The organism is Nostoc sp. (assembly GCF_036917465.1).
Taxonomy (GTDB): Bacteria; Cyanobacteriota; Cyanobacteriia; order Cyanobacteriales; family Nostocaceae; genus Nostoc.
Map to the genome: position 1 here is coordinate 1 of NZ_JBALDL010000026.1, position 17,770 is coordinate 17,770.

General features: G+C 39.9%; 13 protein-coding genes and 1 pseudogene. 6 read left to right on the top strand and 8 right to left on the bottom strand.

Translation table 11 applies throughout. From position 1 onward, the window contains the following. The coding region (locus V7K38_RS05375) for a PA14 domain-containing protein (protein WP_334856032.1) at positions 1–278 on the bottom strand (278 nt) is incomplete at its 3' end. 988 nt (positions 279–1,266) lie between these two features. Between V7K38_RS05375 and V7K38_RS05380 the strand changes: the two are divergent. Continuing rightward, positions 1,267–1,747 (top strand): annotated as a pseudogene (locus tag V7K38_RS05380) (magnesium transporter); the annotation flags it as partial. 48 nt (positions 1,748–1,795) lie between these two features. Here the strand turns inward: V7K38_RS05380 and V7K38_RS05385 are convergent. Together V7K38_RS05385 and V7K38_RS05390 are read right to left on the bottom strand one after the other, a co-directional pair. Further along, positions 1,796–2,053, bottom strand: a complete 258-nt coding sequence (locus V7K38_RS05385; RefSeq protein WP_334856034.1) for a hypothetical protein — start codon at positions 2,051–2,053, stop codon at positions 1,796–1,798. A gap of 435 nt (positions 2,054–2,488) precedes the next feature. Continuing rightward, a complete protein-coding gene (locus V7K38_RS05390) occupies positions 2,489–3,361 on the bottom strand; it encodes an SDR family oxidoreductase (RefSeq protein WP_334856036.1) in 873 nt (290 codons plus the stop codon). Between the two features lie 684 nt (positions 3,362–4,045). Here V7K38_RS05390 and V7K38_RS05395 point away from each other — a divergent pair. After that, a complete protein-coding gene (locus V7K38_RS05395; protein ID WP_334856038.1) occupies positions 4,046–5,647 on the top strand; it encodes a peptide ligase PGM1-related protein in 1,602 nt (533 codons plus the stop codon). Positions 5,648–6,060: 413 nt separating this feature from the next. Here the strand turns inward: V7K38_RS05395 and V7K38_RS05400 are convergent, their stop codons facing one another. After that, positions 6,061–7,371 carry a hypothetical protein gene (locus tag V7K38_RS05400; protein ID WP_334856040.1) on the bottom strand — a complete coding sequence of 437 codons (1,311 nt, stop codon included), beginning with the start codon at positions 7,369–7,371 and terminating at the stop codon, positions 6,061–6,063. 84 nt (positions 7,372–7,455) lie between these two features. Further along, positions 7,456–8,097, bottom strand: coding sequence for a hypothetical protein (locus V7K38_RS05405; RefSeq protein ID WP_334856042.1), 642 nt, complete (start codon positions 8,095–8,097; stop codon positions 7,456–7,458). 1,697 nt (positions 8,098–9,794) lie between these two features. Here V7K38_RS05405 and V7K38_RS05410 point away from each other — a divergent pair. The 4 genes from V7K38_RS05410 (at position 9,795) to V7K38_RS05425 (ending at position 13,210) form a co-directional block, all read left to right on the top strand. Continuing rightward, positions 9,795–10,604, top strand: coding sequence for a glucose 1-dehydrogenase (locus V7K38_RS05410; protein WP_334856044.1), 810 nt, complete (start codon positions 9,795–9,797; stop codon positions 10,602–10,604). A 63-nt stretch (positions 10,605–10,667) separates the two neighbouring features. Further along, complete coding sequence (locus tag V7K38_RS05415) at positions 10,668–12,068, top strand: glycoside hydrolase 100 family protein (protein ID WP_334856046.1); 1,401 nt, start codon at positions 10,668–10,670, stop codon at positions 12,066–12,068. 267 nt (positions 12,069–12,335) lie between these two features. Beyond that, a complete protein-coding gene (locus tag V7K38_RS05420; RefSeq protein WP_334856048.1) occupies positions 12,336–12,638 on the top strand; it encodes a hypothetical protein in 303 nt (100 codons plus the stop codon). A gap of 104 nt (positions 12,639–12,742) precedes the next feature. Further along, positions 12,743–13,210, top strand: coding sequence for a hypothetical protein (locus V7K38_RS05425; RefSeq protein WP_334856050.1), 468 nt, complete (start codon positions 12,743–12,745; stop codon positions 13,208–13,210). A 57-nt stretch (positions 13,211–13,267) separates the two neighbouring features. On the opposite strand, the gene V7K38_RS05430 is transcribed toward V7K38_RS05425, so the two are convergent. The 3 genes from V7K38_RS05430 to V7K38_RS05440 all read right to left on the bottom strand — a co-directional run bounded on the left by V7K38_RS05430 (position 13,268) and on the right by V7K38_RS05440 (position 17,533). Further along, positions 13,268–13,450, bottom strand: coding sequence for a hypothetical protein (locus tag V7K38_RS05430; RefSeq protein WP_334856052.1), 183 nt, complete (start codon positions 13,448–13,450; stop codon positions 13,268–13,270). 109 nt (positions 13,451–13,559) lie between these two features. Further along, on the bottom strand, positions 13,560–16,574 hold the full coding sequence (locus V7K38_RS05435) for a UPF0182 family protein (protein ID WP_334856054.1): 3,015 nt from the start codon (positions 16,572–16,574) through the stop codon (positions 13,560–13,562). Between the two features lie 362 nt (positions 16,575–16,936). Beyond that, positions 16,937–17,533 (bottom strand): transposase, encoded by a 597-nt coding sequence (locus V7K38_RS05440; RefSeq protein WP_334856055.1) that lies wholly within the window; start codon positions 17,531–17,533, stop codon positions 16,937–16,939. Positions 17,534–17,770 lie beyond the last annotated feature (237 nt).

The following is a 17,770-nucleotide window of genomic DNA, read 5'->3' on the forward strand; positions in this document are numbered from 1 at the left end:
CAACGGGCTGAGAAGGTATCCACACCTACGGTAGGATCTGGAGAACCATAGTCCCAGTTGAAGTTTACTGTCGGATCTGTGCGAGTTACCTTCAGTTTGGAAAAGTCGATGTTATCGTAGTACTCGGCTTTGAGTCCATCTCCCTGAGAGACTGCGCTGGCGCTAGACCGAGCATTATTAAATAGTGTTGAATCAATGCTTTGCAGAGATGATGATGGAGTACCTATTACACTCGCCGATGCTGACGACTGCTGATTAAGATCCTGTGAATCATTCATTGAGATATATGCCTCAGAATAGTCTAAAACTAATTCATCGTTAATTCTTATGAATTAGTTTTATGTTGAATTGTTTAAAAAAAATCGGGATGATTTTAGCTTAAATATATTGATCAGAAAATCATTGCTTGCTTATTAATATATTTAATATTTAAAATTTAATAACGCCCTGTATTATTTCACTCAATTGCTAATACAAATTCTTTCTTGGTATGCTGTTTATTTGTATCAACTTTGAAATAAAGCAGTATGAAGTGATATACCTAACTACATATTCATGAAAAGCAGGTATACAGAATAAATGTGTATTACAAAAAACACTAGAGATTACTTTTTAGAGATTACCTTAAGGGCGTATTAGTCCTTATGAATATTTGTCTTATTTCGACAAAATTCTGAGTTTTCGATGCATGTAAATTCGGTTTGGTGAATTTAAATAAATATAAATCACCTTTCTCTAGAACTTCTAATCTCACTGTTATGCAGATACATAAAGTTAAGGCAAAGCAACACCTAATTGCAGAATATATATTTAAGTATTGGATGGTAGAGTTTTATACGTCTCCTTCGGCAAATTGCTCTAGGGTTAATTAATTTAATATTTGACACCATAATCCATGTTATGTCTATCTATTTTGTGGAACTTTGTTTATATATTTATATTGTTTGATACTTTCTTAAAGCTAAGATTAAAGTTTTGGTTATTTTTTTGTTAACTTACCAAAGTCAAGGGCTTACACACTGTACAAAATAATCGTGTTGTGTATCAACTTAAACATGTCGTTTCAGATTTTTATTAATTATTTTTTAATGATTATTGAAAAAATATAAGTATCTGTAGGGCATATTAGACGGAACATCGTAACGCACCATAACCTTGGAACCGTACTCTCCTTGCTAACGCAACGCCAGTTCGCTCAAGTCGGGAAACCCGCCCACGCGACTGGCTCCCCTACGTAAGATTTCAAAAATTAAATACTAGTTTTATATAACCAATACCCTTACACGAACTATTATTAAGTTGCAAGAGAATATTTATATTTTGGTAATAAGTGGTGACATTGACGGCGTTTATCCCTTTATTGACTGGTACTGGTGGTAATATGGGTACTCAATCTTCTACTGTGGTGATTCGTGGGATGAACACCGATGAAATCCGATCGCTTGGCGCATTGTAGGTAATTGGCCGGGAAGCGATCGCAGGAGCATGATCAAAAGCTATGTTAGGTACAAGCGCTACTGTCTGGGCTTACTTGCTGCAAGGACGATTAGAAGTAGCGATCGCTCTAGGCACTAGTCTGGTAGATATTTCTATCTTGGCCTCTATCTCCGGTTCAGCATTGCCGTTTCTATTCCGCTACCTCTGTTTAGATCCGGACTTAATGTCAGCAGCATTGATCGCTACAGCAGTTGATGTGGTAGGCGTTTTGATTTACTTCAATTTAGCGCGGGTAATTTTAAAGTTATAAAAAGAGTCATTGGTGAATAAGAAACTACAAATGAAAAATAACTAACTTTTACAATTCTGATTCTGTTAATGGAGCAACAATTTCGCCACTGCCTAATTCCAGTATCAAGTCTTGGTCAGTAATTAATCCACTGAGTTCTTTTACTTGTAAATTCATATCTTCACAAGCTTGTCTGAGTTCTCGGGCAAATTTGTTCAGGTCTTGACCATAGCCACATTGATAAGCAGCAGTTTCAATTCCTTGCTTGGCATTTGCTCTAGCACAATCTACTAGTTCTGTGCCCTGAAGTGGTGTTGAAGATGCCATAGACTTAGTTATTATTTCTTAAATGTACGCTCTTTAGATACATTATCAATATTTTCATTTTGAATCATCCCTCCAATGGAAGACCATCAAGATAGAGTTAGGAGTCAAGAAGCAAAGACTTTTAACAATTCAAAATTAAAAATTCAAACATTTTAGACAATTTCAGACGTTCGCATAGCGTCTCTCCCGCCGCAAGATGCGCGTTCGCAAAGCGTCTCGCAGAGAAGCGCTGTAGAGGAGCAACTCCGGGGGATTTGAACCCCGACTGAAACTGGGGCTACCTTTATGGTTGGGGTCTTAAACCCTTTTATTTACGATAAATCCAAAGTCTAGCCATTTTAGATTTTGAATTTTGGATTGAAAGAAAAATCTAAAATCCAAAATCCAAAATCCAAAATCCAAAATCCAAAATTGAATGACTCCTTACTTTTTCACCTACCCATTGACAACTTCTCCGCCATTAATATGTAATACTTGTCCAGAAACATAAGAAGCATCATCAGAAGCTAAAAATACATAGCTAGGTGCGACTTCTTCTGGTTGTCCGGCTCGTTGCATTGGTACTTGTTTACCAAAAGTTTCAACTTTTTCTTTAGGAAAAGTTGATGGAATCAAAGGTGTCCAGATTGGCCCTGGTGCAACAGCATTAACGCGAATTCCTTTTGACACTAAATTTTGTGATAAGGAGCGAGTAAAGGCAACAATAGCACCTTTTGTCGAGGAATAATCTAGTAGTTGTGGGCTACCTTTATAAGCTGTTACTGAGGTGGTATTAATGATAGAACTGCCTGCTTGCAAATGCTTCAGTGCAGCTTTAGTCATGAAAAACATTGAGAATATATTAGTGCGGAAAGTTCGCTCTAATTGTTCTTTGGTGATTTCCTCGATACTTTCTTTGGGATGTTGTTCGGCGGCGTTGTTGATGAGAATATCAAGTTTGCCCAATTCGCCAACTGTTTGTTGTATAGCTTGATGACAAAAAGTTTCATCGCCAATATCACCTGCAATGGTTATTGCACGACGACCTTGTTTTTCTACCAAATGTTTTGTTTCTTTGGCATCATCATGTTCGTTGAGGTAAAGGATGGCCACATCTGCACCTTCTTTAGCAAATGCGATCGCTACAGCACGACCAATACCACTATCAGCACCAGTAATTAATGCTACTTTATCTTTTAACTTATCACTACCTTGATACCGGACATCATCTGCTTTGGGTTTTGGTGTCATTTCTGATTCAACACCTGGTGCTTCTTGCTGCTGTGGTGGTTGTAATTTTTGCTCTTTTTTCTCTTTTGACTTAGCCATAGTTTTTACCTTGGTAATTGGATTTGGCATTGAGAATTTGACATTGAGATTGCTTACACTTTATCTCCCCCAAATCCCCATTTTTAAAACTAAACTTGGATAAAAAATTCAACCCAAGGCTTATTTTTTACTTCGGCTTTTGATAGCAATTGGCAATTTTAAGAGTTTATACACAAAATGCTATTACCAAAGGAACTTATTTCTAGCAATTATGCGTGGGTTACATTCTTTATCGTCACACCTGACCTCGAAAAACAACTATACGGCTCTAATCTGATGAAGAGTTTATCTTTTGCATCTACTTTTAAGTTAACCATTGCCTTGTTGTATTTTATCGTTCTCCAGAGGTAAAGTAACTTAAAATCTGCTCAACCTTAAGACATAAAAAATTCAATAAATGAGAGTTACTGAATTAGTCTATAAATCATTCATGTCAAATAAAGAATTCAGCTATTTTCACTACAGGAAAATAGCTGAATTCTACTTCCTCAATTTTTAATTGCAAAATAATCAATTTTGTGATATGCATCTTAGCTAATGTTAATATTTGTTTAGGTTAATATCTGTATAAGTGTCTTTTGACAAACTAAATTCCTGACAAAAGTACTTGAATATCTGTCCCTAAACTAATAGACTAAAAGCCTGCATGGTGCGCTAAATTGTGATCGTTAGAGGGCAGGGGTTATGGCAACACTAAATATTTCGGAGTTAGAACAGGCTGACAAGTTTCACCAGTTACAATTAACCCTAAGCGATCGCTGGAAAACGAGCGAGTCATTTGACAATAGTGAAGCGGATATTTTAATTATTCCCTCTTTAAGTATCGACCAGCGCGAACTCCAAAAGATCGAAGGCTGCGAACATTATGAAGAAAGATTACTATTTTCCTTAATTCGGTTGCAGAATCCCCAAACTCGGCTGATTTATGTAACATCAGTACCGTTGCATCCTAGTATCATTGATTATTATCTGCAACTGTTGCCAGGGATTCCCTTTTCTCATGCCCGCAATCGCTTGCTGCTACTTTCCACTTACGATTCCTCCCTTAAGCCTCTGAGCCAAAAGATTTTAGAACGCCCCCGCCTGCTAAAGCGGATTCATCAAGCTTTGAGGCTGGACAAATCGTTTATGATCTGCTACAACTCTTCGCAGTGGGAAGGCGAATTGTCTGTAAAATTAGGTGTCCCACTGTATGCTGCTGCACCAGATTTACAGATTTGGGGAACAAAAAGTGGCAGTCGGCAAATCTTCAAGGAAAGCAAAGTACCGCATCCAGACGGTAGCGAAAAGATTTGGAACCACACAGATTTGGCAGAAGCTACCAGTGATTTGTGGGAACGACAACCGACATTAAAACGGGTAGTGGTGAAACTCAACGAAGGCATTTCGGGAGAGGGGAATGCATTGTTGGATCTTAGTCCGATTGAGAATTTAGCACCGGAAAAAGATACTCATGCTCAAAGGGTAGCAGCAATTAGCGATCGCTTCTTAACAATGCGCTTTCAAGCACAACAAGAGACTTGGGATAATTTTTCAGGAAGAATCCCGGAATTAGGGGCAATTGTCGAAGCATTTGTGGAAGGGGAAATTAAGCGATCGCCCAGCGTCCAAGGAAGGATAACACCCACCGGCGAAGTGGAAATCCTTTCAACTCACGACCAAATTCTCGGAGGCCCTGACGGTCAAATTTATCTTGGTTGTCGCTTTCCCGCCGATGAAAGATATCGATTGCAATTACAGCAATTGGGGCTACAAGTTGGCAGAAAGCTAGCAGAGAAAGGTACTTTAGAGCGATTTGGCGTAGATTTTATCGCTGTTGATAAGGGTAACGGTGACTGGGATATTCAGGCGATCGAAATTAACCTGCGTAAAGGTGGTACAACTCATCCATTCATGACTCTGAAATTATTAACGAACGGTCGCTATGACCTTTCCACAGGCTTATTTTATAGTCAGCAAGGTCGTCCTAAATATTACATTGCCACCGATAATCTTCAAAAAGAGCGTTATCAGGGATTATTGCCTAATGATTTGATGGATATCATCGCTCACCATAGACTGCACTTTGACAGTGGTACAGAAACAGGCACAGTGTTTCATCTGATGGGTTGCCTTTCGCAGTTTGGCAAGTTGGGATTAACCAGTATCGGTGATTCCCCACAACAAGCACAAGATATCTATAACAAAGTTGTCAAAGTTCTGGATGAAGAAACCCGCAGCGAAAATCATGATTTATCGGCATTTTCAGATTATTCCTTTCCCGTCGCTTGGGATGAATATAGTTAAAGGATATGCTTAGGGATTTCCAGTAAAAAAACATTCCATCGTAGGGGCAATTCATGAATTACCCCTACAGTCTGTAGTTTTACATCAGTCTTATAGGCGCAACTTCATACAGAAGTTGTATAGCAATCCCATTCGATTTTTTTTGAAAAAATCTAAGTATATGTAGGGTCTGTTACGGCTTCCGTAACGCACCATTATCGAGGTTTTGGTGCGTTACGAACTCCGTTCTAACACGCCCTACAATACCTAATTTTGTTCAAAAATCAAATATGATTCCTATAAGTAAGTGGGTCAAATTAAATATCAAACCTCACCCTGCCTCCGGCTTCCCTCTCCAAAGTATCGGAGAGGGATTGAGGGTGAGGTTTTATCTTATATTTAATTACGCCTACCTACTTATAAGTTCTAAGTAATTACGAGTTACGGATTTTTAGAGTTCTGTGTTTGTAACGGACTATGCATAGTAGAACGATTAGCAATACAAGCGCTTTAATCATTGATGGCTCCACTACCTTCTTTACTTCTGTTGGGGGTTTAGGAGTAACATTACATGGAATCTCAATGATCTGTGTACTATCAGAACCATTACCACCAGGAGTCAAATCACATTCGCCTTTATTCGTGAGAGACAAAGGTGTAGTTCCTGGAACAATAGATGGTTGAGGTGAAGAAACAGATGCTTGAGCAGAAGAATGATCGCCATTGAGTAATAGAAGCAGAATTAAAGCAAGACCCCCACCTGCAATTATTGGCCAGAGTGGAAAAGAATCAGGACTGTCTGGTACGACAACCTCTCCCTCAGTACCAGGGATATCAAGGGCTATTGTTTCTCCATCCAACGGTGCTGGACTATCACTCACCAAGATATTTCCTGGTGCATCTTCTCCCAAAAGCTGATTAAATTCCTGTGGAATCCCGTTGTTGGGTCGTCCAAATTCCCCACCATCTTCGGAGTATGGATAGGATAGTAGTTCAAAAATCCTCTTTTCGAGTTGGTTCTGATCCCCAGAATTCAATGCATTCAAGCCTGTAGAGATTTTATCTACATAAAAATTCGTCATCTCTGGCGACAGACCTAAAGATTGAATCTGTTCCTGAATGTTGGGAATTTTTGAGGCTTCCTCAAACAACAATCGTCCGTATGAGAACTTTAAGTCTAGTAATCCATTACGAAGGCTGACCGAGTTATTGACTCCTGAGTATGGTGCCCAGTAAAACTGGTTGGTTGCAAGTCCGAGTCCTTCTACTGGATTGCGACCAACACTTTGCCCAAGAAGGTATTGAGAGCTATCCATGATAGCGGGAGATTCATTTTTCCAAAAAGAGGCGTAAGGAACCGCAGAGAGATTAGGATTGTTACCGTAAAAGCTAGCGAAATTCTGGAAGTTTTTCTCCCCACCGGCTGCTCGGATCAGGAGGTTTTCATAACTACTCCCGCCGTTCAACTCGACTAACCGTTGAATTACCGCTCCAGTTTTATTACAGGTTAGACCAAATCCCACATCACATCCAGGAATGACTCGCATTTGGCTCAAGTTCTGGTTATTGATTTGGTACTGGAGATACTCAGACTCTAGTCCTTGTTGGATACCATAGCGTCCAATATTGAGCTGTGCAAAAGCAGACTGACATGTAGTGAGTACCACTGCAACAGATGAGAATGCAACGGTTGCAAAACGAACTGCCTTCGACATCGCAATTCTTTGAAAAATTGATTTAGGCAAAATGCACCTCCATTAAACGACACCAATTTAATTGAGCATTGAGGATTGGGCTTTGCTTCTTCTCCCCAGTCGTCAATACCTAATTCAACTCTTAGGCAAATAAATATTGATCGTGATTCCTGTACCTTTGAGATTTCCTGATGAGAGTGTGTGATACAAGACCAATGCCCGGTTTGGTTGGTCGAAGAGAAACCCACGACGTGTGGGTTTGATCTTCCCTTCCTTTACTAAGGAAATGAAGGCTTCTAAATATCGACGTATACCTTGATGGTTCTGTTGACTAGTATTCAGATGATGCTCAATTAGCATCATAAAGAAGTCCAAGCTCCGATTTTCCTGCCCCTCGATCAGACTGCCCTCATCTAGAAAAGAACTGGCGATGAGTCTGTTATCAACTTGTTTAACCTTGAATAGAGTAAAGTAACGCCCTTCTTTTTTCGGATCGTTCGCATAACAGACCCAAGAACCCTCTTGATTTTGTGTAAAACCCTGTTCTGCAAGGTAAGAAAGCAAAGGATCGTTGGCCTTAGTTTGTAGTGGAGGTAATAAATCTTCAATGGGATCTAAAGAGCAAATCCTCTGTGTTGTTTTCTGTTGAGTAACAGCGGGAGTCTCTTGGGTATTGATATGCAGGGGTTTGTCCTCAGACATGGCCATGCTAGACATTGCAAGCAATGCAGATACTTGGAGAACGATCGCACCAAACAGACGAACAATGATCTTCATGTTTTTCCTGTTACTTTTGCTTATGTTGTCAATAATCAAATCGTTACTAAATCAGGATTGATTTAGGAGTGCTAGATTGTTTGTTCAATTTAAGTGTTTGTCTGATTTGGTCAACATCTGCTTAAGCTTTTTACCAATGAAATAGGTTTTACAGCAGATTGGAACTTAGTAAGGTACAGAGGATCTTTAGGGCATAGCACTGCTGTGTCCCTACCTGTGTACTTCATTTACCTGAAAAAGGCTGTGTATATAGATCACTAAGTACAGAAAGAATAAATCTCTAAAGGAAACACACAGTATTAGTGTTTGAGAGACAATATAAATTGGGCTTTTTGATACTTTTACATATACAAAAAACGATTGATATTGGATCAACACTTTTCTATTTACTCTTGCTTAATTTTTGACCATAAATAAGACATTTGTATGCCTTATTTATGGCTGTCATAATTTCTAAAAAAGGGCTTGGTTAGCTCCTTTGTATCTTCATCTCAGCAGATTTACAAAAGCTCTATGCTTTGCATAGTAGGACTTTTGGTAATTTTTTCAGTGGGTTGAATAGTTTTTTGTTTGTGGAGGTAGCACACCTAACTAGCTCTTTCAGCATGGTAGAAATTTAATGTATAAAATAATATCTCATGACAGTAAAATAATATTACCATGAGCTTGAGACATGCAACATTATTGTGGACAGTTGTCAAAGTTGTACACAGTAAATTGTAACTACCTATTCATTAAATTTTATGGCAAATAGTTGAGAGTCAAACTCAATTTACCTATATAGGAATAATATTTGATTATTGAAAAAATATAAGTATCTGTAGGGTGTGTTACGGCTTCCGTAACACACCCTACGTGGATTTCAAAAATCAAATACTAAGTAAACGTTAAATATAAAACCTCACTCTGCCTCCGGCTTCCCTCTCCTTACTAAGGCTACGGTGTACACCCATCTTTGTACAAACCCAAAATTGTTGGAGATACCCCTAAATCCCCCGATAAATTGGGGGACTTTAAGAGACTTTTGCCCCCCAATTTATCGGGGGGTTGGGGGGATCAAAAGCCTATGAGGCCACTCTCAAAGACTTGTGTGTACACCGTAGCCTTACTAAGGAGAGGGACTGAGGGTGAGGTTTGATCTTATATTTAATTACGCCTACCTACTTAGTCGTATATATAGTTAGTATTTTTAAATTTAGTACCGTTGTTCTAATATGATTGATTCTTAGTCTTAAATATCACTCGTGCTTAATAAGTATACGCATAATATATATTACATGACTTAGAGAAACAAGAGTCAAAACCCTGATTTTATTTTTAAGGCAATTAATTAATTTTCTCTACCACGTATAGTTTTGCTTAAGTCTTATATTCTGGATTGCTTGATTGTCTTAACTTTAAGCTACAAGCGATGTCTCCGACGGGCTACGCCTACGCATCAAACTAAGTTGAATCAGACTACTATAGGATTACTATTTGATTTTTGAACACAATAAGGCATCAGATTCAAGTTGAGTTTCCATCGCTTGGATCTGTAGCCTAATTTTTTAGAATTGATTTTAGAAATTCATATTTTTAAATTTAAATTACCTCTATTAGGGGTTGACAGCAGTAATTTTAGATTATTCTTTAAATAATCTAAAATCTAAAATTAAAAATTGTTTAACTGAGTTCAAATTCAAGCAAGATTAGGAAATATGATAGGGTTAAAGGGAAAGAACGCTTTAGTTACAGGTGCAACTTCAGGTATCGGTCAGGCGATCGCTATCAGACTCGCTCAAGAAGGGTGCAACATCGCCATCAATTACCGCTCAGACCGGGAAGCGGCGGTAGACACAGAAAAGATAGCATTGGAAAAAGCCTGCGAAAATATCGAAAATTGTGGTGTGAAGTCACTGCTGGTTCAGGGAGATGTCTCCCAAGAATCAGACATCGTTGAGATGGTCAACACCGTAGTAAAGGAATTTGGCAGTTTAGATATTCTAGTTAACAATGCTGGTATTCAAATAGAAAGCCCATCCCATGAAGTTACGACAGCAGACTTTGATTGGGTAATTGCAGTCAATCTCCGGGGTGCTTATCTCTGTTCCCGTGAAACTATTAAACACCTCCTATCTCTAAATCGTTCGGGGGTGATTATTAATATTTCCAGCGTTCACGAAATTATTCCTCGACCAATGTTTGTTAGCTATTCCATTAGCAAAGGCGGTATGGAAAACCTCACCAAAACCTTAGCATTGGAATATGCAAGCCAAGGTATTCGTGTCAACGCCATTGCGCCCGGAGCAACAATTACACCAATAAATCAAGACTGGATAGATAACCCTGAAAAAAAGGCGATGGTGGAAAGTCACATCCCGATGAGACGGGCTGGTTCCTCTGAAGAGATGGCAGGCGTAGTAGCTTTTTTAGCTTCAAATGAAGCCGCCTACATCACCGGACAAACCCTATTTGTAGATGGTGGATTGAGTCTGTATGCGGACTTCCGGGAAAACTGGTCAGCTTGAGGTAAGGCTAGCGTACTTTCCACAATTGAGCCGAAACATAACTATTAGTGGAATTAAACGCCCATGACTAGCGCGATCGATAAGAATAGTCAATTTGAAGCAGAAGCTTGGGAATTGCTTGAAAAATCTATAATCTATTACCAGGGAAAACCCATTGGGACTGTAGCCGCCCACGATCCAGAGTTAGATGCACTCAATTATGACCAGTGCTTTCTGCGTGATTTTGTGCCTTCTGCCTTAGTGTTTCTGATGCATGGTAAAGCAGAGATTGTCCGCAACTTCTTAGTAGAAACACTTAAATTACAAAGTCATGAAAAGCAGATGGACTGCTTTGAAGCAGGAGCAGGTTTGATGCCTGCAAGTTTCAAAGTACATTTTAATGGGAATGAGGAATTTTTGGTTGCTGATTTTGGTGAGCAGGCGATCGCTCGTGTTCCCCCAATTGATTCGTGTATGTGGTGGATTCTCTTGCTACGGGCTTATGAAAAGGCTACAGGCGATTTGTCCCTAGCCCGTCAGCCAGATTTTCAAGCTGGAATCAAACTAATTTTGGATCTTTGCCTAGTACATCGGTTTTCCATGTACCCAACCATGTTAGTTCCCGATGGCGCGTTTATGATTGACCGTCGGATGGGAGTCTACGAACATCCTCTAGAAATTCAAGCGTTGTTCTACGCTTCTCTGAGGGCAGCTAGTGAATTGCTTTTACCAGATGGAGATGATAGCTACTTTGGCAAAGTCAATAGGCGATTGGGATCTTTGAAATATCATATCCGCAACTATTATTGGCTAGACCTAAAGCGATTGGGGGAAATCTATCGTTATAAGGGTAACGAATTTGGTAAAGAAATTGTTAATAAATTCAATATCCACTCAGAATCAATCCCCACTTGGTTAACCGAGTGGTTGCCCGAAACTGGAGGATATTTAGCGGGAAATCTGGGGCCGGGACGGATCGATTTTCGCTTTTTTGCCTTGGGAAATCTAATGGCAATCTTAGCTTCCTTAGCAAGTGAAGGTGAATCTCAAAGCATTATGAATTTATTTTCCCAACGCTGGCAAGACTTGATCGGCTATATGCCCGTTAAAATCTGCTTTCCCGCTTTGGAAGGTTTAGAGTGGAGAATTGTTACAGGATGCGACTCTAAAAATAGTGCTTGGTCTTATCACAACGGTGGTAACTGGCCAGTTTTACTGTGGTTATTTGTGGCTGCGGCACAGAAAGTAGGTAGAACAGAACTTGCTCAAGCAGCGATCGCGATCGCCGAAAAGCGTTTATTTAAGGATAAATTCCCGGAATACTACGATGGCAACAATGGTCGTTTAATTGGTAAAGAAGCCAGAATCAATCAAACTTGGAGCATTGCCGGATTACTGGCCGCTAAAAAGTTCGTGGAAAATCCAGATTACTTAGAATTAATCTGTTTTGCAGAGGGTGTTGAAGGCCCGGGTTGTAGCCTGTAGGTACTGAATACCTTATAAGGCTATAACCCAAAGATGATTTCGTAGTGCAATTATTAAGGTGTCTCTGCTAACTATTTTCACAGTCCCCAGTCCCCAGTTAAGCGGGAATTAGCTCTCTTTTTTGAGCGTGAGAACAGAAAAGTAAACTCAAATTCTCAAAGACTCGATAACTGATACACTATATTGTAAGAGGTATCTGAAGTGTCATACTTAGTAATATCATCAGATAGTCTTTGCATCCTTAACACGTTTTAACGTGTATAACACATGAAAACTAGTTCAGATTTAATTCCAGAATTTGAAAAACTATTCAGACAAAAGTTACAACTAAATAATTGTAAACTCAGAAAAAAAAGACAAGAGAATAATTATGAAATTGTTACTCCAGCTAAAGACATTTTTTTAATGTATTGGTCTGAATTCCCAGAAATTAACTTAACATATCAGGCTGTAGGGGTACGCACTCAGCAGACTAGTGTTTATGAGCGAGCTATCCGTTCGCACATTAGTTCTTGTTTGAGTAGTATCCAGGAAAATCCTACCTCTGAATCACCATTATTGGTGAACTAACTAATACTTAGATAATCCACATAATATTTACTAAGCTCTCGCCAGTTTTTATCGTATAACTGGCGAGAGTTTCTAATCTAAAATCTGTTGATCGAGAGATAAAAATGCAATCCGAAAAAAATGACGATCAGCTAGATTATAAAACCTTGTTAGCTAATGCAAAGCAAGCCTTAAAACTTGAATACCAAAAATCATCTGCTTTAGCGTCGCAACTGCAAGCCACAAAAACTCAACTAGAGCAAGTTCAGGCTGAAAACAAAACTCTAAAAGAGAGTGCTTATGAAGATGTAATTAAGCACTTTGAGGCCCGAACTCAAGCAGCAGAAGCACTCGCACTAAAAACAGAAGTCCGCCAAAGATTCCTTGAAGCCAATGGTTGCAAGGATGATGAGAGCTTCAATATTCTATGGGATAGCATTAAAAATAAGATTCAGATTCAAGAGGGGGAAGTGAGAATCGTCGCTCAAAATGGTACCCCTAAGTTCACCTTAACGGGTAGTATGATGACTTTGAGAGATTTTATTCAATCCCTCAAACAAGACCCAATCTCTGGAAAATTTTTCTTGAACTAGAGAGTGAAATTAATGAAAGGCTTTCGCTATAAATAGACTCAAAATTGTAGTAGGAAACTATTCATCTTCGTCTCCAGGCGGTCTTTCGCTCTCGCTTTGTTGGGCATTCCACTCCAAAATAATCCGTTCCAACATCTCAGACTGCGTACAGTTATTAACATCGGCGTACGTTTTAATCAACTGCCTCACTTTCGGACTAATGTGGCGGATCTCTAGTTGGTTATTTTGTAGCATGTCCATTAACTTTTAGTGTCTATCACATTATGTTGAACCATTAAACTATGTCTGTTGCAATAAATTTTGTTAATGGCGATCGCTCCCTGTTGCCTACTATGTGTTTTAGAATCCCTTAACCACGCGGGGCTGCCTCTTCAAAGGGACGGATAATTGTCGGGGCTGGTGTAACTTCTGGTTTAAAAATCCCCTGTAAGGCTTGTTCTAAGGTTTGGGCCATAACAATCCGGTTTTCGTAAGCCACTACTACCCGCACCAAGGTTGGTAAGCTATTCTGTGCGGCTTCTAAATAGATTGGCTCGACATACAGCAGCGATTGCTCAATAGGAATTACTAATAGATTGCCTTGAATGGCTTTCGATCCCTGGCGATTCCACAGGGAAATTTGCTGAGAAATTACAGGGTCTTGGTTAATCCGCGCTTCGATTTGCTCTGGCCCATAGACGAGTCTTTCTTTAGGAAAAGTATATAACAATAACTTACCGTAATTAACACCATCCGATCGCGCCGCTAACCAAGCGATTAAATTAGTCCGTTGTTTGGGAGTATAGGGCAGAAGCAGAATAAATTCTTCTCTACGAGAGGCTGCGCCAAAAACAGGTGCAGTGGGTAGACTAGTAATCAAATAGTACGGCTCTACAGGACGGGGTTCACTGCCATAGATTTCATTAGGAATCTGCCACTGGTCTTCCCGATTGTAAAATACCTGGGGATCGGTCATGTGGTAGGTCATCAACCGCTCAGATTGAATTTTGAAAAAGTCCACTGGATACCGGGTATGACTGCGGAGATTAACAGGCATTGTACTGAGTGGTTGAAACATTTGAGGAAATATCCCTGACCAAGTGGCAATTATCGGATCGTTTGGATCGGCAATATAAAAGTTAACACTACCGTTGTAGGCATCAACCACTACTTTGACAGAATTGCGAATGTAGTTGATCCCATCGCTACCAGTGTCTGAGTAAGGATAGCGATCGCTCGTCGTGTAGGCATCAACAATCCAGTAAAGATAACTGGGATTATTGGGGAAATCTTGATTAGCAGCAGCAGCAACTAAATAGGGATCGCTGTCAAATTTCAAAAAAGGTGCGATCGCTTCAATTCTTTGCTTGACATTTCGCCGCAGTAGCAATTTTGTCTCTGGCAAAAAATCCTGCGTCAGCACCATCTGCCAATCTTTCAAATGCATGGCAAATAACCAGCGTCGCCATGCTGAACCGATTTCAACACCACCTAGACCATCATAAGAGTTGTAAACATTATCACTACCACTGGGGTAATCTAGTTCCCTAACTTTTGTGCCAGTCATTACATAAGCATTAGTAATTTCACCGTAATAAATTCGAGGTTGTCCAATGGGAATACTTTCACGAATGGCTGCACTAGAAGTTGTGAGAGCGCTACTATCACCACTAATATCTTTGACAAAATATTCTGGTAGTCCACCTGGGCCAACTGTATTAACTGGGCTAACAGTAAACCCGAAACCGTGAGTATAAATTAAATGACGGTTAACCCATGTTTGAGCTTCCTGTGGTACAGCATTGTAGTCTAATTCTCGCGCAGCAATCAGTACTTGCCGCCGTTCTGTTGCTTCAATTGCTTCTGGCTTTTGGGGCGCTGATGGTTGGCGTGAACTTACATCTGTTTTCAGAGTATATCGATCGATATCGGCATCGGGGAAGCGATAATATGGTCGAATTTGTTGCAGTTGACGGTTAGTTTCTAATAGTGGTCGTTGATCCCAAAGGCGAATATTCCGAATTGTCAAGTCATTTTTTTGAATATCAGCTTCAGTCAGTGTTCCTTGAGGGTTGAAGCCTTTGGCATCGATTGCTTCTAAATCGAATGCTTGGCGAGTCAAGGCGATAGTACGTTGAATGTAGGGTTGCTCTCGTTGCAACTCATTAGGTTGGACAATTAAATATTCCACCACAGTAGGTAGAACAACGTCAGCTGCTACAACTAGTAGTAGATAAATCCCCAAACTGTAAAATACTAAGGGACGATGCTGAGATTTAGGTTTCCAGAAAAACGTTCGCCAAAGTAGGTAAAAGGCGATCGCTCCAGCCACAACGCACAAGAAAGTGTAAGCTGGCAACTGGGCTGTCACATCTGTATAGCTAGCACCATAACTGACACCACGGCTAGAATACACGAGTTCATAGCGACTTTGCCAATAACTCAAAGCCACTACCAACATCAACAAGCCACCCATACCGAATAAATGACGCTGCTGCTGCGACGAAAAACCAGGAAAAATCCCCTGACTCAAACTGTCTGCTGACAAAAGATAAGTAAGGGTAACGGCGACGAAACCATACAAACATAATCCCATCAGCCAGAGTTCTAGCAATTCCCAAAGGGGTAAGGAAAATATGTAAAAGCTGATATCTCGACCAAATAAAGGGTCAGTGCTGTTGAAAGGGGTAGGGTGGAAATATTGCAGCACCTTTGGCCAGTGTTGGAATAGGATGAATGCAAAAATGGGACTGAATAAAACTGCGATCGCAGTTAATAAAAATTGGGGATAGATTAAGATTGCGATCGCTACTCCCCCAATTAAACCGAGATACCAGACTTGAGAGACAATTTGCCTCAAGAGTTGCCAGATTGTCTCTGGCCGAAATAGGGCAGGAACGGGTAAAATACCCTGATTAATTGGAGAATGCCAGTAAGAAAGAGCAATTTGACCATAATGAGCCAGTATCAACCCGATCAACAAGCTCAGTGTCATAGTTAGGGGTAATAACCCGCGCAATCTCAACTTTTTAAAGCGTTGTGGCGGAAGTATCGGGGTTTCGTTGCGTTTTGGATAATTAGGACTGAGAAAATTTGTTAATTCACTCGTGAGTTCTGCTTCCTCACGCCTGACTTCTTCAATCTTCAAAGACTGGGAATATTTTAGCCGTTGTGCTATTGCCAGATTTAGCAGTAGATAGGCAGCAGTTACCCCAGCCACGACTACCCACAAAGCACCACGAGTCACCACTCTCAAAAGAAAAACTTGGAGATAGCCGACTTCCTGAAACCAACAAATCTCGACTCCCATGTGGGAACCTAGATCCAGGAGTAGCCATAACCCGAAGAATCCAATTAATAGTCTAAAGCCCCATTTCCGATACATTCTGTGGCAGCCAAACTATCTGCAAAGTCAACTTTACTGCATTATAGTGGTTCTCGTTTACGTGAGGTACACCCGTAAGGGCACGGCACTGCCGTGTCCCTACACCTAACAATATAATCTTGTACCGCATCTGAATGGAAACCGCTTTAAGGAAAGTATTTGGTACTTTCCCAGAAGTTATTACTACTTTCCACAATAGCTGAATTTAGCAACGCCTCAAAGTTTATATCTGAAACTAAAATAAATTACCCTTGAATCTCGGATGTTGCGGTTCTGAGCATAAGTACCGAATTCAAAGCCATGTTTGGGATTGATTGCTAACCAACGCGATTGATACTTATGACATAACACAGGGTTTTAAATCAAAAAGGGATATCAAAAAGGAAATCTCGCTCATCAGAATTATGTTGCGGATTTTCTAGATCATCTGCCCAATGTAGGGGATTATATAAAATATATTCTCGGATGTTATCTACAGATTTTTGCTCTCTTCCAATGTGTTCATAAAAATTGCGTTGCCAGATTGATTGTCCTTTGGTCTGCCAAATTATATTAATGCGTTTGCTGACAACGCCTTTATAGCTGCGAATAATTGTAGAAATAGAACCATGTACAGGTTTACCGAATTTTTCTGTATTGCGGTCAAGATTTTGATTGAGGGCACAACAATGTTGTGCCCCTACGGGTTTGTTGGTGATGATTAAAATGCCGTGTAGATGGTTAGGCATGACTACAAAGGTATCTAATTCAATGTGGAGAAAATGATCGGGTATTGTTTGCCAGCAGTTGAAGGCAATATGACCGAAAGAATTTAATTGCATTTCGCCCTTAACCACATTACCAAATAAACATTGCCGCGCTTTGGTGCAAATGGTGATGAAATATGCACCAGGTTGGGTGTAATCGTACCCTTTTAAGCGAATAGAATGGCGGTGGTGTATTTGTGGATTGTAGGGCATTGATTTTTACATACAGTTATTAGTAATGTGTGTTTATTTTAATCGATAATTTTTATCCGCGCCAATATATACAACGTAGGGGCACGGCAATGCCGTGCCCTCCAACCTATTTGGCATCTCAACGATAAACAATATTGCTTTGCCCGCATTTCTCACAAGCAGTAAAAAATCAATTTACATGACCTGATATAAGACTTTTTTTTGATACATGATTAACTCAAGTGTAGGCAGAAAAAT